The 20,767-nt window shown below is 55.8% G+C and carries 18 protein-coding genes; 4 read left to right on the forward strand and 14 right to left on the reverse strand.

The features are described 5' to 3' along the window. Positions 1-98: 98 nt before the first annotated feature. The 9 genes from recC to rppH all read right to left on the reverse strand — a co-directional run bounded on the left by recC (position 99) and on the right by rppH (position 10,082). Positions 99-3,473: an exodeoxyribonuclease V subunit gamma gene (gene recC / locus ACOTZD_RS05340; RefSeq protein ID WP_174401927.1), complete on the reverse strand. Its 3,375-nt coding sequence runs from the start codon at positions 3,471-3,473 to the stop codon at positions 99-101. Between the two features lie 12 nt (positions 3,474-3,485). After that, complete coding sequence (locus ACOTZD_RS05345; protein WP_174401928.1) at positions 3,486-3,809, reverse strand: prepilin-type N-terminal cleavage/methylation domain-containing protein; 324 nt, start codon at positions 3,807-3,809, stop codon at positions 3,486-3,488. Further along, positions 3,794-4,192: a DUF2509 family protein gene (locus tag ACOTZD_RS05350; protein WP_174401929.1), complete on the reverse strand. Its 399-nt coding sequence runs from the start codon at positions 4,190-4,192 to the stop codon at positions 3,794-3,796. Before ACOTZD_RS05350 ends, ACOTZD_RS05345 begins: the two co-directional genes overlap by 16 nt. Continuing rightward, a complete protein-coding gene (locus tag ACOTZD_RS05355; protein ID WP_003862779.1) occupies positions 4,189-4,749 on the reverse strand; it encodes a prepilin peptidase-dependent protein in 561 nt (186 codons plus the stop codon). Before ACOTZD_RS05355 ends, ACOTZD_RS05350 begins: the two co-directional genes overlap by 4 nt. Continuing rightward, positions 4,740-5,204: a prepilin peptidase-dependent protein gene (locus ACOTZD_RS05360; RefSeq protein ID WP_003862783.1), complete on the reverse strand. Its 465-nt coding sequence runs from the start codon at positions 5,202-5,204 to the stop codon at positions 4,740-4,742. The genes ACOTZD_RS05355 and ACOTZD_RS05360 overlap by 10 nt, the downstream gene beginning before the upstream one ends. A 184-nt stretch (positions 5,205-5,388) precedes the next feature. Further along, positions 5,389-6,183 (reverse strand): thymidylate synthase, encoded by a 795-nt coding sequence (gene thyA / locus ACOTZD_RS05365; RefSeq protein ID WP_003862785.1) that lies wholly within the window; start codon positions 6,181-6,183, stop codon positions 5,389-5,391. 6 nt (positions 6,184-6,189) lie between these two features. After that, positions 6,190-7,065, reverse strand: coding sequence for a prolipoprotein diacylglyceryl transferase (lgt, locus tag ACOTZD_RS05370; protein WP_003862787.1), 876 nt, complete (start codon positions 7,063-7,065; stop codon positions 6,190-6,192). 227 nt (positions 7,066-7,292) lie between these two features. Beyond that, entirely contained in the window at positions 7,293-9,539 is a 2,247-nt protein-coding gene (ptsP, locus tag ACOTZD_RS05375) for a phosphoenolpyruvate--protein phosphotransferase (protein ID WP_045894997.1), read from the reverse strand. A gap of 12 nt (positions 9,540-9,551) precedes the next feature. Next, on the reverse strand, positions 9,552-10,082 hold the full coding sequence (rppH, locus tag ACOTZD_RS05380; protein WP_003862791.1) for an RNA pyrophosphohydrolase: 531 nt from the start codon (positions 10,080-10,082) through the stop codon (positions 9,552-9,554). A 683-nt stretch (positions 10,083-10,765) separates the two neighbouring features. On the opposite strand from rppH, the gene mutH reads away from it, so the two are divergent. The 3 genes from mutH to ACOTZD_RS05395 all read left to right on the forward strand — a co-directional run bounded on the left by mutH (position 10,766) and on the right by ACOTZD_RS05395 (position 12,978). Next, entirely contained in the window at positions 10,766-11,458 is a 693-nt protein-coding gene (gene mutH / locus ACOTZD_RS05385; protein ID WP_003862792.1) for a DNA mismatch repair endonuclease MutH, read from the forward strand. 128 nt (positions 11,459-11,586) lie between these two features. Next, on the forward strand, positions 11,587-11,805 hold the full coding sequence (locus tag ACOTZD_RS05390) for a YgdI/YgdR family lipoprotein (RefSeq protein ID WP_003862794.1): 219 nt from the start codon (positions 11,587-11,589) through the stop codon (positions 11,803-11,805). A 132-nt stretch (positions 11,806-11,937) separates the two neighbouring features. Beyond that, positions 11,938-12,978: an NADP(H)-dependent aldo-keto reductase gene (locus ACOTZD_RS05395; RefSeq protein WP_003862795.1), complete on the forward strand. Its 1,041-nt coding sequence runs from the start codon at positions 11,938-11,940 to the stop codon at positions 12,976-12,978. Between the two features lie 93 nt (positions 12,979-13,071). Here ACOTZD_RS05395 and lplT read toward each other — a convergent pair whose 3' ends face one another. Continuing rightward, positions 13,072-14,265: a lysophospholipid transporter LplT gene (gene lplT, locus ACOTZD_RS05400; RefSeq protein ID WP_003862801.1), complete on the reverse strand. Its 1,194-nt coding sequence runs from the start codon at positions 14,263-14,265 to the stop codon at positions 13,072-13,074. After that, positions 14,258-16,417, reverse strand: coding sequence for a bifunctional acyl-ACP--phospholipid O-acyltransferase/long-chain-fatty-acid--ACP ligase (gene aas / locus ACOTZD_RS05405; RefSeq protein WP_023314771.1), 2,160 nt, complete (start codon positions 16,415-16,417; stop codon positions 14,258-14,260). The genes lplT and aas overlap by 8 nt, the downstream gene beginning before the upstream one ends. 617 nt (positions 16,418-17,034) lie before the next feature. Between aas and galR the strand changes: the two genes are divergently transcribed. Beyond that, complete coding sequence (gene galR / locus ACOTZD_RS05410) at positions 17,035-18,057, forward strand: HTH-type transcriptional regulator GalR (protein WP_003862806.1); 1,023 nt, start codon at positions 17,035-17,037, stop codon at positions 18,055-18,057. On the opposite strand, the gene ACOTZD_RS05415 is transcribed toward galR, so the two are convergent. The 3 genes from ACOTZD_RS05415 to ACOTZD_RS05425 form a co-directional block, all read right to left on the reverse strand. Then, positions 18,012-18,488 (reverse strand): GNAT family N-acetyltransferase, encoded by a 477-nt coding sequence (locus ACOTZD_RS05415; RefSeq protein WP_003862808.1) that lies wholly within the window; start codon positions 18,486-18,488, stop codon positions 18,012-18,014. The genes galR and ACOTZD_RS05415 overlap by 46 nt on opposite strands. Continuing rightward, entirely contained in the window at positions 18,485-19,258 is a 774-nt protein-coding gene (locus ACOTZD_RS05420) for a GntR family transcriptional regulator (RefSeq protein ID WP_003862809.1), read from the reverse strand. Before ACOTZD_RS05420 ends, ACOTZD_RS05415 begins: the two co-directional genes overlap by 4 nt. Positions 19,259-19,336: 78 nt before the next feature. Further along, complete coding sequence (locus ACOTZD_RS05425; RefSeq protein WP_063401278.1) at positions 19,337-20,764, reverse strand: glycoside hydrolase family 1 protein; 1,428 nt, start codon at positions 20,762-20,764, stop codon at positions 19,337-19,339. Positions 20,765-20,767 lie beyond the last annotated feature (3 nt).

Raw genomic sequence — 20,767 nt, forward strand, 5'->3', positions numbered from 1 at the left:
GCTGGACACGCCAGCATCTCTTTCTTTGGGTACATCAGTCCGTGATAAGAGGTGCATCATAAATGAACACCTCATACTGCGCAATTTTTATACAGCACTCAGGACTGATTAAATTTGTATAACGGTAACAGGTAGCGTTGCGCCTCCTGGGTGATAATGTCGAAATATTCTGGCTCCAGCGTTCGCCATAAACGTTGATACCAGACATCGTCACCTTCGCCACGTACCATCATGTTCCCTTCGTAGGCCTGCAAAAACTTGCTGCGCGCTTTCTGGAGCGAAGCCTCATCCGTTAACATGGCATTATTCTGCGCGTCATAACAGGCTTTTATCCATGCCCCCCCACTTTCAGGCAGCAAAAGCAGGGGTTTGTTCATGCCCTGACGGTAACCTTCAATATAAAGCGACAGGTACGTCAACGCCTGCTCAGGCTCCATCCGCGGGAAGCGCCATTCGCCGTCCTTACGTACAAACAACCGGCTTTCACCTTCGTGACCACTCGCACTGTAGACAAGATGTTCGAGCCAGAGTTGCAGGCCATGTGAAACGCTGAGCATGGATGGGCGCCAGCGCAGCAGCCCGTCAGACTGCACGTGCGTGAGCCAGCCGCTAAGGTGCATACCGTTACAATCGAGATCGATTTCAATGCTGCTCGCCGGCTGCCGACACGCGATAACGCGGTCAGCTAGCGCTCGCATCTCCTCGCACTGGGCATCCCAGACGATTTCACCGAATGCACCATACGGAAGTAATCCCGACGCCCTGTAACGTCGGAACAGTTTACTGGCGTCTTCTTCGTCAACCAGCGCATTCAGAAGCTGGGAATTAAGCTTAAAACGCTCCAGCCCATCAAGAATAAACGGTTCCGCATCGGGGATTTCGCTCTCTTCAGAGCGGAAATTCACCTGCAAGCGTTGCTGGAAAAACGCCCGAACCGGGTGTGCCCAAAAGCGCTGTAGCTGCTCAAACGTGAGGGTGTCTATAGCGCGCGGTTCGAGCGCCTGAATAAAATCGGTTTGCGGCGTCCCCGCTTTCTTCGCGGCGGGAAGCCACTCGCGGGCATAGCTTTGCAGTTCATCAGGAACGTAGTTGACAGGATCGAACGGCATACGGCTATGGTGGCAAGTGATATGCGCTATCACCCGACGTTCGCTTTCGTCGCAGTTGCAGGCTTCATCGCCCGGCAGATAGTGGCTCTGTCCAATGTAGTCCACCAGCTCCTGCACCAGCACAGACGGGAAACGCTCGCTGTTATCCTGAATTGAACGTCCGATATAGCTGATATACAGCCTGCTTTGCGCAGACATCAGCGCCTCAAGGAAGAGATAACGGTCATCATCGCGGCGGCTGCGGTCACCCCGCTTCGGTTGTGCGCTCATAAGATCAAAGCCCAGAGGCGGCAGCGCACGCGGATAAATACCGTCGTTCATGCCAAGCAGACAGACCACTTTGAACGGGATTGAACGCATTGGCATCAGGGTACAAATATTCACCGGCCCCGCAAGGAAGCGCTGGCTGATGCGCTCCTGATCGAGACGTTGCGTCAGCTCATCACGCAGAAGCGAAAGGGGAACCGCCTCGTGATAGTGCGAATTAACCCCTTCATCAACGATGGCCTGCCACTGCTTCTCGATAAGCGCCATGGCGGCTTCAGTTTCGCTGTCCGGCAGGAAGAAATCATTCAGCATTTCGCGGCAAACTGGCAGCCACTCTTCGAGCAGGCGGGGCTGCATCAATGCACGGCGCCAGCGGTTGAGCTGCATAAGCAGCGTGGCTAAGTGACCAACCAGTTCCGCGATCAACCCACTGGATTCATCGTACGGCAGCACGTCATTCCATTCGCCGTGGATGCTCTCCATTGCATACCCCAGCAGCATGCGCGTCAGCCCAAACTGCCAGGTATGCTGGCCGGTTGCTGGCAGTTCGAACTCCTGGACGTTATCATCGTCGATACCCCAGCGGACACCGGATTCGTTGACCCACTGGCGCAGATAGCGCAACCCCTCTTCGTTAATGTTGAAACGTGCGGCCAGAACTGGCACATCCAGCAGTGCCAGCACATCCTCAGAGATAAACCGGCTATCAGGCAGCGAAAGCAGGCTGATAAAGGCCTGTAGCGCCGGGTGTGACTGACGAGCGCGACGGTCAGAGATTGCGTAGGGCAGATAGCGGTCGCCCGTTGCGCTGCCAAATACCGCCTGAATAAACGGGCTGTAGCTGTCGATATCCGCCACCATCACCACGATATCGCGCGGTGTCAGGGTTGGGTCGTCCTGCAACATGGCCAGCAGGCGGTCATGAAGAATTTCAACTTCACGCTGTGGGCTGTGACAAACGTGGATCGCGATACTACGATCGTCAGGATCCAGTTTTCGCTTCTTATCGCTTCGCGCAAACTCCTCGGCAGTGATCCCGGCAACGGCACGGTTCTCTAAATCCAGAATATCAAGCTGAATATTGTGCAGCAGGCTATCCGGCGTAATATCGGCAAACGCATCCACATCCCCTTCTCCCGAGGAGGTGATATCTGAAAGCAGATAAATATAGTCACGTCCGAGCTTGCCCCACGAGGCAAGCAGCGGGTTCGGCAGGTTCTGAATCCCCTCTTCATCAAAAAGCTGCGCCGCGTTTTCACTGTCTTTAAACAGCGGCACCGCGCGTTCTTCAAAGAGACGTTTTCTCTGACGGGTGACCAGCCGTGAAAGCCAGCGCGGATCCTGAATATCCCCCCAATAGTGCCGACACGGGTTGGTAAAGAGGATATGGATATCAGTGTGCTTACCGAGCGCTTTTAGCGCGTTCAGGTAGACAGGGGGCAACGCGGAGATACCGCAAATGAACACGCGTGACGGCAAACGGGCTGGCCGTTCTGCGCTGTTCTCAAGTATCGAGATAAAGCGATCGTACAGGTTAGCACGGTGCCACTTAGGCTGACCGAGTTTCCCGGTATGCTCGACCAGCGCTTTCCAGAGCGGCGCCTGCCAGATTTGCGCTTCCGGTAACCCATCGACTAATTCTCCTGCTTCCCAGCGAATCAGCCAGTCTGCACGGTAAACCAGATACTGGTCATAGAGGTCGGCAGTACGTGAGGCCAGCTGGAAAAGTTTACGCTTGTCGGTGTCGTCATTCAGGTAGTGCCGCAGCATGGCAAACTCATCACGCGCCAGCATGTCCGGCAGCAGCGTCATCAGTTTCCAGGCCATGCTTTGTTTGTTGAAGGCGCTCTGCTCAGGGATGTCCGGCAGGACGCGAACAAACATCTCCCAGATAAAGCTCGCGGGCAGCGGAAAATCGATGTTCGCCGCAATGCCAAATTTCTGCGAAAGGGACATTTGCAGCCACTGCGCCATACCGGTGCTCTGCACCAGCACCATTTCTGGCTCAAACGGATCGTCAAGACGCTCTTGCTCAACGATATACTCCATCAGTGCTTCCAGCACATCCAGACGATTTGAGTGGTAAACCCTTAGCATAAACGCTCCCGACTAGCGGCTAACCGGGCAGTGCAGACGCGTTAACGCGCCCTGCCGCCCCATAGGAGAAATAAGTGTGACCGTGATGCTGACACATCCGGACTGTGTTGTCTGCCCCCGACTGACTTGCCAGCCCGGCGGGAGTGTTAATGTTGAGATCTGCGATTGATTCCACGCATGATGCCATAGCTGACGATACTGGCTAAGCGCCGTATACCGGGCTGCCAGCGCGCGATGATATCCGGATAACGCCGTCACAACCACAACCAGCAACATCATTGCCAGCAAAACCTCCACCATGCTAAATCCTTTTTGTCTGCTCAGGGTAACTGACATAGCGTACTTTCCTTAAGGGGGCAGAAATCACTCCAGCCGTGGGCGGAAAAGCGTATCTGCCCTTCCGCGATGTCCCCGCCTTGCCATAGCAACAGATCGTCATTGCCGGCAATAAGCAAAACACGCTCCCCAAACAGCCTTACACAGACCCGCAAACGCTGTGTCTGTTTGCACTGAACCTCTGGCTGTAAAGCCCATTCCTGAACGCGCCCCCACTCCAGTGCAGATTGCACGGCAGCCTGCTGGCGAACAGACAAACTCTCGCCACTTACCAGCGTGCTAAAGGTTTGCAACCGCTGATTTAATCCGGTGAGGATCAGCGTGCCGAGCACCAGCAATAGCAGGACCAGCGCCAGCGATGACATGCCCCGCTGACGATTCACAGATTAAACCCCGTTACGGTATGGCGAGCCGAAAAGGGGGCGGTCAGTTCACCTTTACGGCGGGCACGCAGCTCGATACTGATGACCGGCGCAAAGCCAGCACGATCGGTTTTAGTGACCATAAATTGCTCTATCAGGACCCGATCCGGGTCGGTGAGCTTATCCCATCCCTTACCGTCACAGGATGTGGCGCCCCGCAGCGTTTCAAGCGATCCGGACTCAAGCCGGAATCCCGTACTGTCGTTTTCTGACGCGGTGCTATCCCACTGGCCGTTGCTGTTCGCATCCCATTGCACAATCGCACATCGTCCTTGCCTGCCGATGATCATCCCCTGTCCCTGGCAATGCCCTGCACAGTATCCTGCTCTCTGAAACTGTTTACCGACCGCGAACAGACGTTGCCAGACCTCATCCTCCAGCTCCTGCTGCCCGGATTGCAGTAAAACCCCCCGCTGTAGCCCCGGTAAAAAACGTGACGTGCTGAGTAACAGAATGCTGCTTATCGTCATCGCAATCAGCACTTCCAGCAGGGAAAACCCTTTTCGATTTACTGGCATGCACCTTCTCCTGCGGCATTACACAGCCTGATACGTCCGCCATTTGAGACAATAACCCACCACCCACCAGCGCGGCTCTGCACCCGGATATGTCCGGCCCACGCGGTATCTCTTAAACCGTAAAATCCCAGCGCAGGTGTTATGTCGCTTATCGTGACCCCTGGCCACATCGGCTTCATCACGAACGGTCCGCCGCTGTCACAACCGGTCACCGCTGAACTGGCCAGACAGTTCTTTTCACCGTCGTTATACAGCGCGATCCTGTGCTCGCTGTTGTGACGGTTGGCGTCATTGCGCAAAAACACCAGGTAATCCCGCACCTGGCAGGCGGTTTGCCAAAGCCGCTGCCGCTGCTGCCAGCTGTCCCAGCCATAGAGTCCTGTGGCGCTGAGGATCACTGCCAGCGAAACGGCGATAAGGGTTTCGATAAGCGTAAAGCCTTGTTCGTTTTTCATGGCGGGAGTGTGGAGGAATAGCAGAAAGGGTGCGAGCGTCAAACCAGAACTTTACGAGCCGCTTTCAGGAGAATTTCACCCGTTGCAACGCGTTGCATCATCTCTGGAAACAGGCTCGAAAAACAAAACGGGCGTGAAAAAAAACCGGCGCTAAAGAGCACCGGTTGTGTCAGGATTTGCCGTATCAGATGGCGACAGGAGCTTTAATGCCGGGATGCGGGTCGTAACCCTCAATCTCGAAATCATCAAAACGGTAATCGAAGATCGAGTCCGGTTTACGTTTGATCACCAGCTTCGGCAATGCACGCGGTTCGCGCGTCAGCTGGAGATGCGTCTGTTCCATATGATTGCTGTAGAGGTGGGTATCACCGCCCGTCCAGACAAAATCGCCCACTTCAAGATCGCACTGCTGCGCCATCATGTGCACCAACAGCGCGTAGCTGGCGATGTTAAACGGCAGGCCGAGGAACACGTCGCAGGAGCGTTGATAGAGCTGGCAGGAGAGCTTGCCGTCCGCCACGTAAAACTGGAAAAACGCGTGGCAAGGCGCCAGCGCCATTTTATCCAGTTCACCCACGTTCCAGGCAGAGACAATGATACGGCGCGAGTCCGGATCATTTTTCAGCTGGTTTATGACGGTCGTGATCTGGTCGATATGGCGGCCGTCCGGGGTAGGCCACGCGCGCCATTGCTTGCCGTAGACCGGACCCAGGTCGCCGTTCTCATCTGCCCACTCGTCCCAGATGGAGACATTGTTTTCATGTAGATAAGCAACGTTGGTATCGCCTTGCAGGAACCAGAGCAGTTCATGAATGATCGAGCGCAGATGGCAGCGCTTCGTTGTCACCAGAGGAAAGCCTTCTTGCAGATTGAAGCGCATCTGGTGGCCAAAAATGGAGAGCGTACCGGTGCCGGTGCGGTCGTTTTTCGGCGTGCCCTCGTCGAGCACTTTTTTCATCAATTCAAGATACTGTTTCATGATTCCTCAGGAAAGTTGTTGCTGTGGACGACGACGATACGCCCAAATCATCATAATGGCACCCGCGACAATCATCGGGATGGAGAGGATCTGCCCCATGCTGATGTACTGTACCCATTCACCGGTAAACTGCGCATCCGGCTGGCGGAAGAACTCGACGATGATACGAAACGCGCCGTAGCCAATCAGGAACAGACCGGAGACAGCCCCCATTGGACGCGGTTTGCGGATATAAAGATTCAGGATGATGAACAGCACCACGCCTTCCAGCGCCAGCTCATAGAGCTGTGACATATGGCGCGGCAGGACGCCGTAGGTATCGAAAATGGACTGCCACTCAGGATGCGAAGGCAGCAGCGCGATATCCTCTGCGCGGGAGCCCGGGAACAGCATGGTAAACGGCACGCTCGGATCGACACGCCCCCACAGCTCACCGTTGATGAAATTGCCCAGACGCCCTGCGCCCAACCCAAACGGGATTAACGGCGCAATAAAATCAGCCACCTGGAAGAAGTTGCGTTTGGTGCGTCTGGCGAAGATCACCATCACGAGGATCACACCAATCAGTCCGCCGTGGAAGGACATACCGCCGTCCCAGACGCGGAACAGATAGAGCGGGTCGTTCAGGAATACCGGGAAATTATAGAACAGGACATAACCGATGCGACCTCCCAGGAATACGCCGAGGAAGCCGGCATAAAGCAGGTTTTCCACTTCGTTCTTCGTCCATCCACTGCCCGGACGACTGGCGCGACGGCCAGCAAGCCACATGGCAAAAACGAAGCCCACCAGGTACATCAGACCGTACCAGTGCAGCGCTACAGGTCCTATTGAGAAAATAACCGGATCGAATTCCGGAAAATGCAGATAACCACTGTTCATCTGTCACCACAAGATGTTGTTATTCCGCTGAAAGTGGACAGCGGGTGAATTGCATTCCCGCCGTTGGCAGGTGCTCCAAAGTTGCGAATCATAGCATAAGGCAGGCGCGGAGGATGCGCCTGAGATGTAAAAGATGTGTATAGGGGTTCATGCGCGCAGTTCTCCCTCACCCCATCCCTCTCCCTCAAGGGAGAGGGGTCGTCCGAGCAGTCATTATTTTGTGGGGATCAGCGGCCACCGCGGATCAAACCGCCCATGCCGCGTCGCTCCATAAACGCAGCCACCTGATGGCGCACTTCGGCTGCCAGCTGTGCTTCCAGGCTACGCGCGGCCAGTTCGCGCGCCTCATCTTGTTCGATGTGACGTAACAGGTATTTCACACGCGCAACGGAACGTCCGTTCATTGACAGGTGACGGAAACCGAGACCAATCAGGATCGCCACGCACATCGGATCGCCGGCCATTTCACCGCACAGGCGCAGGTCGATATTATGCTGCTCGGCTTCGCGGGCGATCATCGCCAGGGCACGAAGCATCGCCGGATGCAGGCTATCGTAGATGCTGGCAACACGCGTATTGTTGCGATCGACTGCCAGAATGTATTGCGTTAAGTCGTTGGTACCAACGGAGATAAAATCAACGCGGGTCGCCAGCTGCGGCAACATAAAGACCATCGAAGGCACTTCAAGCATCACGCCGATACGGGGTTTAGGGATCGCATAGCCGATCATCTCTTCCACTTCGCGCCCTGCACGTTCTATCAACCGCCGCGCTTCGTCGATCTCGTCAATACTGGTGACCATCGGCAGCAAAATGCTGAGATTCCCCGTGGCCGCGTTGGCACGCAGCATGGCACGAACCTGGATAAGGAAGATTTCCGGCTGATCGAGGGTTATGCGGATCCCACGCCAGCCGAGGCAGGGATTCTCTTCACTGATGGGCATATAGGGCAGTTGCTTATCCGCGCCGACGTCCAGGGTGCGCAACGTGACGGGTTTGTCATTAAACATCTGCAACATGCCCTGATACTGCGCCACCTGCTCCTCTTCTGACGGGAAGCCGCTTTGCAGCATAAACGGTATTTCAGTGCGGTAGAGGCCGATGCCATCGATGCGGCTGCCGAGCTTCTCTTCATGCTCGGGGCTTAAGCCAGCGTTGAGCATCACCTTCACCCGCTCACCGCCCTTGAGCTGCGCGGGCAGGTTGACGTCATCTTCCGCCAGCTTGCTTAATTCATTCTCTTCGCTGATAAGACGCTGGTACTCCTGAAGGAGAACCGGTTCAGGATCCACCAGCAACTCACCACGGTATCCGTCCACCACCAGCGTACGGCGATGCAGTACGGAGGGCTGAATATCCGCCCCCATCACGGTCGGAATACCAAGCGCGCGCACCATAATGGCGGCATGGGAGTTAGCAGCGCCATCGCGCACCACCACGCCCGCCAGCCTGTCCTGCGGTAATTCAGCCAGCGTCGTCGCTGAGAGTTCATCGGCCACCAGCACAAACCGGTTCGGCCAGGCGTTCGCCCCCTGAATAGTATCATCGAGGTGGAACAGCAGACGTTGCCCAAGCGCGCGTAAATCGCCGGCGCGCTCTTTCAGATAACCGTCAGTCAGCACCGCAAACTGCTCAGCAAATTTTTCAATGACCTTTTTAACCGCCCATTCTGCCACCGACCCTTTATCGACCTCGGCAAATAACTCACGACGCAAACGCGCATCGGAAAGCAGGTGTGAGTAGAGATCGAAAATAGCCGCCGTCTCTTTTTGCGCGCCAGCGGCAAAGCGTTTGCTGTAGCGACGAAACTCATTCGCCGCCTCTTCCAGCGCAGCGGTAAGCCGTTCGCGCTCAAGCGCTTCATCCAGCGTCGAGGCTTCATAGACCTGCTCCATCAGCGGGAGCGTGGCATCCATCCAGCCTTCGGCAATCGCGACGCCCGGCGAGGCCGGAAGCGCGCGGATGCGGGTATGACGATACTGCCCAAAAAGGGCTGCCAGCTGAGACTGGGAGAGGATAGCAGCCATCTGCGTTGCCAGCGTGACGAGGAAAGACTCCTCGCTTTCGTCGTACTGCCGCAACTCTCGTTGCTGGACAACAAGCACGCCAAGCAGTTGGCGGCGCTGAATAATCGGCACGCCAAGGAAAGCGCGGAACCGCTCCTCTTTGACGGAAGGGATATATTTGAAGCTGGGGTGTTTTTGCGCATCGGCAAGGTTGATTGGCTCCGCCAGTCGCCCGACCAGGCCAACAATACCTTCATCAAACGCGAGCGTGACGGTACGTCCCCGTGGTTTTTTTAAACCGCGGGTTGCCATCAGGTAGTAGCAACGTCGGTCATGATCGGCCAGGTAGACCGAACAGACCTCGGTTTCCATCGCAAGACAGATGTCCGTCACCAGAATATTCAGCGCCTCGTTGAGGCGAGGCGCACTGGCAACCTTTTCAACTATTTCTCGCAAGCGGGTGAGCATGATTTGCGTAGCTTAACCTCTTTTACGTCGCCAGGCAGGTGCGCTCTGTGGCTTCGGAGGCGTCTCCTGAAGCTGCATCACGACACTTGCGAACTCTTTCATCACCCTACGATATACATCGCGCTTAAATGACACGACCTGACGAACCGGATACCAGTAGCTTACCCAGCGCCAGCCATCAAACTCTGGCGTGCTGCTGGTTTGCATATTGATATCTGAATCGTTGCCCACCAACTGCAAAAGAAACCACTTCTGTTTCTGGCCGATACAAACCGGCTTTGTGTCCCAACGCACCAAACGTTTCGGTAACTTGTAACGCAACCAGTTGCGGGTCGAAGCCAGAATACGAACATCTTTTCGGCTTAAACCAACCTCTTCAAACAGCTCCCGGTACATCGCTTGTTCTGGGGACTCTCCAGGATTGATCCCGCCTTGCGGGAACTGCCAGGAGTGCTGACCATATCGCCGGGCCCACATCACCTGGCCCTGACGATTACAAATTACTATTCCTACGTTTGGGCGGTAGCCATCGTCATCAATCACCGGACTACCCCAAACTAAATCTGATATATGAATGATTGTTTCACACTACAGGGAGGTGGTAAACCACTCTCTTACAGGCCTGCAACCTAATAACATTTGAATAACTCACAATTTAGTGAGGAGTTATAAACAGATGCGGGCGACAGAGACCATTTTTATTCACCTTTTCTGTGGATATAGTTGTGAAGAAGTGCGGAATTACCGATGAACAACCTTGTAACCCGACGAAACGCCAATTTACCCTGCCAATAATAAATCATTTAAATTCATAATATTAGATTGTAATTAAGGGTGCCAGAGGCGATTAACGTGACGATCGTCACATCAAAGATCCTCCTGCTGATGAAAGATCGAACAGCGTCGGTTTTATCCACAGATTGTGCCAATAAGTTAGGCACAATTTGTGTGAAAATTCGATTTTCATCGCACGTCAAGGCTGTAAATTGAAACAGTAGTGGCAGTTATTCCCAGTTATCCCATTTTTCTGTGGATAACATGGTGTAAGATCCTGTTTATTGTCAGTGACCAGAATTGCACAACCTGTTTTTTAGCCGCGGCGCGACGGGCTATAGTCTAAAAAAGATGAAATAAATCATACGCATGGGATATTCACTCAGAAAAAGGTAAACTCTGTCCACAAGGGATAAAATATCAGCTCATTTTTTAATCAAAAGGTTGTTAGTATGCATTCTCTCGCCCCACTGCTCTCCCCTCCCGTCAGTGAAGCCCAGTTGCTCCAGCAGGCGCAACGTCTGGCAGGCTATTCACTGGGCGAGCTGGCCGTGATGGCGGGGTTGACGATACCCAACGATCTAAAGCGTGATAAGGGCTGGATCGGCGTGTTGCTGGAACGCTGGCTGGGCGCAAGCGCGGGCAGTAAACCCGAGCAAGATTTTGCGGCGCTGGGGGTGGAACTGAAGACGATCCCCATCGATAGCCAGGGGCGGCCGCTGGAAACCACCTTTGTCTGCGTTGCGCCGCTCACGGGTAACAGCGGAGTGACCTGGGAAACCAGCCACGTCAGGCATAAGCTGAAGCGGGTGTTGTGGGTACCCGTTGAGGGCGACAGGCAGATCCCGCTGGCAGAGCGTCGCGTTGGCGCCCCGCTGCTCTGGAGTCCGAATGATGAAGAGGAGAGACTGCTTTCCCAGGACTGGGAAGAGCTGATGGACATGATTGTGCTGGGACAGGTTGAGCGGATCACCGCCCGGCATGGCGAAGTGCTGCAACTTCGTCCTAAAGCCGCCAATAGCAAAGCGCTCACTGAAGCGGTAGGCGCACAGGGCGAACCGATCCTGACGCTGCCGCGCGGTTTCTATCTTAAAAAGAATTTCACCGGGGCACTGCTGGCACGCCACTTCCTGTTGAAAACATAGTTTTTTACTAATTTTGCGCTCCGGCTAACATAATCTCCTCCTTTTTAAGATTTCCCCCCTTTCACCTGTCGTAATATCAGGTTATTACTACACTATGATTTGATACGAGCCAGGTGAGGATGAGAACGATGAAAAAATGGGCAGTAATTATCTCAGCAGTCGGTTTAGCGTTTGCGGTATCGGGTTGTAGCAGCGACTATGTCATGTCAACGAAAGATGGTCGTATGATCCTGACCGATGGCAAACCCGAAGTCGACGACGATACCGGTCTGGTGAGTTACCGCGATCGCGAAGGCAATCAAATGCAGATTAATCGCGACGAAGTCTCCCAGATCATCGAGCGTTAAACAGATAAAGGTCAGTAGCTTGCTGGCCTTTTTGATTTTTTCCTTCCCCTTTTGCCTTCCCTCTGCCATGTTTATATTCCTTTGTCGGGAGGCTCCTGACGCAGTCTGTATGTCTAAAAAAGGAAACCGGCTATGCATTATCATCGTATCCCCCACAGCGCTCTGGAGATCAGCCAACTGGGGTTGGGCACCATGACATTTGGTGAACAAAACAGCGAAGCCGATGCCCATGCACAACTCGATTACGCCGTCAGCCAGGGCATTAACCTGATTGACGTGGCGGAGATGTACCCCGTTCCTCCCCGCCCGGAAACACAAGGTCTTACTGAAACGTATGTCGGCAACTGGCTGGCGAAACGCGGCAATCGCGAAAAGCTGGTCATCGCCTCCAAAGTCAGCGGACCTTCCCGTAATAACGATGCCGGGATCCGCCCTAATCAGATCCTCGATCGCAAGAATATCCGTGCGGCGCTGGATGCAAGCCTCAAGCGCCTGCAAACCGACTATCTCGATCTTTATCAGGTGCACTGGCCGCAGCGTCCGACGAACTGCTTCGGTAAGCTTGGCTACACCTGGAACGAAAGTGCTCCGGCCGTTACCCTGCTGGAAACGCTGGAAGCGCTCACGGAGTGCCAGCGGGCGGGTAAGATCCGCTACATCGGCGTTTCCAACGAGACGGCGTTTGGCGTGATGCGCTATCTGCATCTGGCCGATAAACACGATCTGCCGCGCATCGTGACCATTCAGAACCCGTACAGCCTGCTGAACCGCAGTTATGAAGTGGGTCTGGCGGAGGTGACGCAGTACGAAGAGGTGGAGCTGCTCGCCTACTCCTGTCTGGGCTTCGGTACCCTGACGGGCAAATACCTGAACGGCGCGAAACCGGCTGGCGCGCGTAACACGCTTTTCAGCCGCTTCACCCGCTATAGCGGCGAGCAGACGCAAAAAGCCGTTGCGGCCTACGTGGATATCGCGAAACGCCACGGACTCGATCCGGCGCAGATGGCGCTGGCCTTCGTGCGTCGTCAGCCGTTTGTGGCGAGTACCCTGCTCGGCGCAACGACGATGGATCAGTTGAAAACCAATATTGAGAGTTTCAATCTGAACCTGAGTGAAGAGGTATTAGCGGAGATAGAAGCGGTGCATCAGGTTTATACCTACCCGGCACCGTAATAAAAGCAAAACGGCAACGCACGTTGCCGTTTTTAGGGTTTTCACCCTCTCTCTGTGGGAGAGGGCCGGGGTGAGGGCATCAGGCAGCACAATTCAACGACGACGCTGCCAGACCCACAGCCCGCTAATCGCCAGCGCGAACAGCGCGCCGAATCCTACCCCGATTGCCACGACCGGCGCACCTGCTTTTACCGCCAGCGAGTAAATCCCCAGCATCAGCAACATCGCCATGTTTTCACCAAGGTTTTGCACCGCAATGGCGTTACCCGCCCCAACGGTCTGCTTGCCGCGCTCCTGCAACAGCGCGTTTAGCGGCACCACAAAGAAACCGCCTAACATGCCGATCAGCAACAGCAGGGCATAGGCAGGCAATAGGGCATGTTGCAGGGAGAAGAACAGAACGCCGACGCCAATCAGGATCCCCGCAGGCATGCAGCGCGCGACGGTTTCCAGCGTCACCAGTTTTGCCGCAGCCCCGGCCCCGACAACAATCCCGACGGCGACCATGGCATTCAGATAAGTCGGCGTGGCGTTGTCAGTAATGCCCAGCGCCACCGGCACCCACAGCACCAGCAGGAAACGCAGCGTAACGCCGGCCCCCCAGAACATGCTGGTGCCCATCAGCGAGAAGCGTGTTTCACCGTTACGCCACAGTACGCGGCAGGCGTTGAAGAAGCTGCCGGTCATGGGCCCGAAGCGCCAGGATTGCCCCGGACGCGCCACGGCCAGTTTGGGGATAAACAGGTTGGCGATCACCGCGCCACCGTACATCAGGGCGCAGATGCCAAGCGCGGCGAGCACATGCCAGTCTGCCAGTACGCCACCCGCCACCGAACCCAGCAGAATAGCCGCAATGGTGGAGGACTCCATCAGGCCGTTGGCCTTCACCAGCTTATCACCGGTGGTGAGCTCACCCAGAATACCGTACTTCGCCGGGGAGTAGGCTGCCGCACCAATGCCCACCAGTGTGTAGCCGACAAACGGGTTGATACCAAAGCAGATACTTGCCGCGCCCAGAAGCTTAAGGCTGTTGGCAAACATCATGACACGACCTTTCGGGAAGCTGTCCGCCACCTGGCCGACAAACGGCGCAAATACGATGTAAGCACCCACAAACACCATCTGTAGGATCGGCTGGCTCCAGTCGGGATAAAACTCAGCTTTCAGCAATGCCAGCGTGGCAAACAGCAACGCGTTATCGCCGAACGCGGAAAGAAACTGGGCGGCGATAACCGCCATCATGCCTTTCGACCAGATTGAAGTGTTAGTGTGCACTGACTCACGCATTTTGCTGTTCTGCCTCTTCAACCATGCCCTTCAGGGTCACGAAATCGGGTTTACCGCTGCCCAGCACCGGTAACTGTTTGAGGTAACGAATATCGCGGGGGACCGCCAGCTCGGGGATACCGTGTTCGCGTGCATACCTGAGCAGCGCGTCACGCTTCAGTTCACCGTCTGTCGTGAAGAGCACCAGCGCCTCGCCTTTACTGGCATCACTTTTCACCACGGTCGCATGCATTTTCTCTGCTGAGACTGCGGTCGCCAGCGTCTCGACCATTTCAAGAGAGACCATTTCCCCGGCGATTTTGGCGAAGCGTTTTGCGCGTCCCTGGATCTGCACGAAGCCCTGATCGTCGAAGCGCACGATATCGCCCGTGTCGTACCAGCCCGTTTCAACCTCGCCATTGACGTTCTCAGCCGTCGGCGCCTCAAGCACCCCCGGGTTTTCCACACGCAAATAGCCGTTCATGACGTTCGGCCCTTTCAGCTGAAGACGTCCGCCGTCTTCAATACCCGGCACCGCCAGCAGACGCGCGTCCAGCCCCGGCAGAATGCGGCCAACCGTTCCGGGTTTTGCCGCCATCGGAACGTTGATGGAGACCACCGGCGCGCACTCCGTCACGCCATAGCCTTCCAGAATGCGCAGGCCAAACTTGTCCTGCCAGATTTGGCGCGTGCTGTCCTGGAGTTTTTCCGCCCCCGCCACCACGTAGCGCACGCGGAAGAAATCATACGGGTTGGCGAAGCGCGCGTAGTTTCCGAGGAAGGTGGACGTCCCGAACAGCACCGTGCAGTTACGGTCATAAACCAGTTCCGGCACAATGCGGTAGTGCAGCGGGCTTGGGTAGAGGAACACCTCGGCACCGGTCAGCAGCGGCGTAAAGAGCCCCACGGTCAGACCAAATGAGTGGAACAGCGGCAGCGCCGACATAAAGCGATCGTTGGCGGTAAAGTCAGCAATGGTTTTAATCTGTTCGACGTTCGCCAGAATGCTTTTGTGACTGTGAACCACACCTTTCGGGTTGCCTTCAGAGCCGGAGGTAAAGAGGATAATGGCATCATCCTCCGGCTGCTGCTTAACCTGCGCCAGACGCGGCATCAGCAGGTGCGCGAAAATCCACAGCTTGTCGGCGGTCGTGACGTCTGCTTTCAGATCTTCCAGGAACACCCAGCGCACCTGCGTCAGCTGTTCCGGCAGGTGCCACAGCTTGCCTTTATCCAGGAACTGGCGGGAGGTAAAGACGGTGTTGATTTGCGCCGCGGTAATCGCGCTGGAGAGCCCTTTCACGCCCGCCGTGTAGTTCATCATCGCCGGAATGCGGCCCCGGGAGACGGCACCAAAGATCACCGCCGCGCTGATACCCGCGTTTGGCAGCATCAGGCCGATCTTTTCACCCTGTTTGCTGTATTTTTCCAGGATACGCCCGACAAACAGCGTTTTGGTCAACAGCTTACGGTAGGTATCCGGCGTAAAGTTGATGTCTTCAATGCAGTTTTTCTTCGCACCGTAGCGATACTGGGCCGACAGCAACGATTCATACAGCGTCTCGCGCGGGCGAACGGCCATGCGCGCTTCCATCATAATCTGGTGCAGCATTTCCCCGGCGATTTTACGGCGGTCGCGCGCACGCGGCGCCTCGGGCATCGGCAGTGACGTCGGCGGTAATATATGCAGCGTAATTTTCGGGAACAGACGCTGCTTCACCAGCCCTTTCAGACGACTGAAAAAGGTCAGCTCAGCCCCGTCGATGCGTAGCGGCACGACGGTGGCCTGAGACTTCGCCGCGACAAAACCGGCCCCATCGTAAATTTTCATCAGGGAGCCCGTCACTGAAATCCGCCCTTCCGGGAAGATAACCACCGGACGCCCCTGCCCAATCAGACGCACCAGATGTTTAATCATCATCGGTTTGGTTGGATCGAGCGGGACAAAATCAATCAGCGGTTTGAGCCAGCGCATGTACCATTTTTCACTGATGGAGCTGTACACCGCGAAGACGGGCCGCACGGGCAAAAACAGCGCCAGCAATACGCCATCAAGAAAAGAGACGTGATTCGGTGTGATAAGAACACGCTCGCCATAGAGTGCCTGCGTATCGCCAGTCACGCGGATGCGAAACAGGACACGAAACAGTGTGCGGAAGAACCCAAAAAGCATTTCAACTCCCTTTGCCAGCCAGTGTGAAAGGTATAAATGGTGGCAGATTACACGAGAAGTAGTGAGGGAGCGATAGCAAAAACAGAGGCGAAAAAAAACCTGCGCATCCGCGCAGGTTGGTGCAAGAGAAGAGTACGAAAACGTACCAGGAATTCTCACCAATCAATACCTCTGGGATCTTGATTGTGGCCTCCGGCGACAGGCTTCGCCAGCGGGAAAACGCAAGGGAATGAGCCGAAGTGCAACCAGGTGTGAATATTCTCTTTTGCCGTTACAGGTTGAACTTACAGGCAAAAAAAAACCTGCGTAAAACGCAGGTTGGTGTAAATCGTGTTAATCAACCGAAGTTGATTCCACCTATCAATACCTCTGGGATCTCGACTCTAGCAATTCATAACGCATCGTTGCTAACGGACAATCGCAACAGCCTGAGGCAAAGTGTAACTAAAGGTTCAGATTACCATTATTCAGACATGACTGGCCGTGTAACGATTACACCGCGAGGGATGTTCTGCTTCACGTTTGCAGAGGACGCTCACCCGCTCCCCTTGAATGCGCGCCGCTTTTCCGCAACACTAGTTAGTGTGTAAACGCTTACCCCTATAAGAAGGTATTGAATGGCGACAATTAAGGATGTGGCTCGTCTGGCCGGTGTTTCCGTCGCGACCGTCTCCCGCGTAATCAACAACTCCCCTAAAGCGAGTGATGCATCGCGCCAGGCCGTGCAGGACGCCATGGAAAACCTGAATTATCACCCTAACGCCAACGCGCGCGCCCTTGCCCAGCAGTCGACAGAAACCATCGGGCTGGTGGTCGGGGATGTATCCGATCCGTTTTTCGGTGCGATGGTCAAAGCCGTAGAACAAGTCTCTTATCACACCGGAAATTTCCTGCTGATTGGTAATGGCTACCACAATGAACAGAAAGAGCGCCAGGCCATTGAGCAGCTGATCCGTCATCGCTGTGCGGCACTGGTGGTCCATGCCAAAATGATCCCCGACGCCGAGCTGATCCATCTGATGAAACAGATGCCGGGGATGGTGATTATCAACCGTATTATTCCCGGTTTTGAAACCCGCTGCGTGGCGCTCGACGACCGTTACGGCGCATGGCTCGCAACCCGTCACCTGATCCAGCAGGGCCATACCCGAATTGGTTATCTGTGCTCCAACCACCCAATTTCCGATGCGGAAGATCGCCTTCAGGGCTATTACGACGCGCTGCGCGAAGCCGGTCTGCCCTGCAACGATCGTCTTGTGGCGTACGGAGAACCGGATGAGAGTGGCGGCGAGCAGGCGATGACCGAGCTGCTGGGACGCGGGCGGAATTTCACCGCCGTGGCCAGCTATAACGACTCCATGGCCGCCGGCGCAATGGGCGTGCTGAATGATAACGGGATCGACGTCCCGGCAGAAATTTCGCTGATTGGCTTTGATGATGTGCTGGTGTCGCGCTACGTGCGTCCTCGCCTGACCACCGTGCGTTACCCGATTGTAACCATGGCAACGCAGGCGGCAGAACTGGCGTTAGCGCTGGCCGAGCATCGCCCGCCACCGGAAATTACCCACCTGTTCAGCCCAACCTTAGTGCGCCGTCACTCGGTGGTATCGCCCGCGGAAGCCGTGAGCGAACAGCGATAGAGATGGACGGTTTTATCCGGGTATTCCAGCGCATCGCCGATGTAGTGCCAGCCGTAACGTTCGTAGAAGTCGCGGCAGGCAGACCAGAGATGAAGCTCGTGATACCCGGCGCGTCGCGCGTAGCCGATAACATGCTGCTGAAGTTTTCCCGCCAGCCCGTTTCCCCGGGCGGCTTCATCGACATACAGCGCAGCCAGCCAGGGGTGGAGATCCTGTCGGGAAATTAAATCGCAACGCCACAACCCAACGGTGCCCAGCAGCTGGTCATCCTCAACGGCAATAAAGGTGAGCGGTAACTCGCCCGGCGTCAGGCTGTGCTCGACAATGCTCTGGAAAAAGGCACGCGGCATACCTTCACCAAACGCGTACCAGATCCAGTCGATCACCTGCTGTGTAAACTGCGGCGCAGCGTGAAGCGGCAGTATATTCACACCAGCTTCCCCTGGAAAAGAGGGACCGATTCGAAGAGATAGCCGTCGAAATCGGGTGCGTCTTCGTCTGACAGCTCAAGCAGGCTCTTTTTGACGTTTTCAAGATGCTGGAACATCGCCTGCCACGCCCCCATCACGTCGCGGCGGCGGAGCGCAGCGAGAATGGTTTGCCTGTCGCCGAGCCATTTCAGCCGCCATGCGCGGCTGGCGATGTGGCCGTTGAATTGCTGCCACAGTGGGCTGCTGTCCATGTGATGCCAGACGCTTTCAACGGTCGCCAGCAGCATCTGGTTTTGTGTGGCCCCCGCCAGTACAAGGTGGAACATTTTGTTGTTGTCCTGGCTGCGATCGTCGGCGGCAATCGCCCGTTGCTCCTGCTCGATGATGCGGCGCAGGTTGTCGATATCCGCCCGCGTCGCCATTTTTGCGGCAAAGGCGGCAATGTTGCTTTCAAGCAGCTGACGCGCCTGGAGAATTTCAAACGGCCCCACGTCACTGTTCAGAAAACGCTCTTCCTCGTTTTCATGCTCCTCCGGAATGCGCATCACGTACACGCCAGACCCCTGGCGAATATCCACCGTCCCCTGAAGCTCAAGCATCAGCAGCGCCTCGCGCACAATAGTGCGGCTCACGCCATACGTCTCGGCGATGTTGCGCTCCGGCGGCAGACGCGATCCCACGGGATAATGCCCCTGGATAATCTGCGCCCGTAAATCCTCGCCAATCTCCTGGTACTGTTTTTTTTCCGGCAGGATGACAGCCTTATCCACGTTTTCACCTGTGTTTTTCAGTTAATGCGCGGGCCGGACGTCCTCCCGGCCAGTTTGTGCGCTATTTTACCAGAAGGCTTACTTCCATTCATCGTCAACACTGAGCGTCAGCACACGCTCATCGCGCAGCTGGCGGAACCAGGACGCCGATTTCTTTGCCCGCCGTGCGCGATGGTTTTCAAGGTCGATCTCAATAAGCCCGTAGCGGTTTTTAAACGCGTTCATCGGCGAGACGTTGTCGGTGAAGGCCCACAGCATATAACCGTGACAGTTTGCCCCCGCCTCCCGCGCCAGCAGCGTGTAATAAAGATGTTCGCTGATAAACGCGATGCGGTACGCGTCATCGATAATGCCGTCGCGATTGCGAAACTGCGCTTCGTTCTCCACACCCATCCCGCTTTCCGCTACAAACCAGTCAATGTTGCGATAGTCGTTTTTAATCCGCATCGCCATGTCGTAAATAATGCGCGGGAAGATCTCCCAGCCGCGGGAGGTGTTCATCCTCCGCCCCGGCAGCTCGAACGGCTCGTAGTAATACGCCGGGTGGAACGGCGTCTCCGGGTGCCAGGCGCGGGACGGGGCTTTGACGCGATGCGGGTAATAGAGGTTAATGCCCAGCTCGTCGACGGTGTTGTCGGCAATCAGCGCCAGCTCGTCAGCCGTGTAGTCCCACTGCACCTGATGCTGCGCCAGCAGGGTAAAGAGCGCCTGCGGATAGCGCCCGTGCACCAGTGGGTCGAGAAAGACGCGGTTGTAGAACAGATCGTACATCTCTGCCGCTCGCACGTCATGCGGTGCGCGCGAGCGTGGATAGGTCACTTCCGGGTTAAGAATACAACCCACTGAGCCGTCATACCCTTTCTCGCGAAACAGCTTCACCACTTTCGCCGTCGCCAGCACTTTATGGTGGTTCCACTGCATCCAGGTGCTGGTGTTCTGCTCATAGGGCCAGCGCAGTGCGTCAAGGTAGACGCGCGTCTGGACCACAATCGGCTCGTTGAAGGTAAACCAGCGGGTGACTTTGCCGTGAAAGCGCTCAAACACTTTTTCCGCATAGCGAACGAACAGCTCGACGACGTGCTTCGACGCCCAGCCGCCGTAGGTTTCCAGCAGCACGCCCGGCAATTCGTAGTGTTCCAGGCAGATCATCGGCTCAATGCCCTGACGGTGCATTTCATCGAACAGCGCGTCGTAATAGGCGGCGTACTCTTCATCTACCGTCGCATTTTCATAGTCGGTTAAAAAGCGCGACCAGTTGATCGAGGTGCGATAGTGCGTCAGGCCCGCCTGCTTCATCAGCGCCACGTCTTCACGGAAGCGATTAATAAAGTCGGTTGCCACCGCCGGGCCATAGCCGTTGTGCCAGACGTGACGATCGTTCTTGAACCAGAGATCGATCCACGAATCCTGCCCTGGCTTTTTGCCGCTCCAGCCCTCGGTCTGCCAGGCCGATGCCGCCGCGCCCAGCATAAAATCCTGCGGTATAGTTATCTGTTTTATGCTCATCCG

The sequence above is a fragment of the Enterobacter cloacae complex sp. SHL022 genome (genome assembly GCF_049237785.1).
Lineage (GTDB): Bacteria > Pseudomonadota > Gammaproteobacteria > Enterobacterales > Enterobacteriaceae > Enterobacter > Enterobacter hormaechei_C.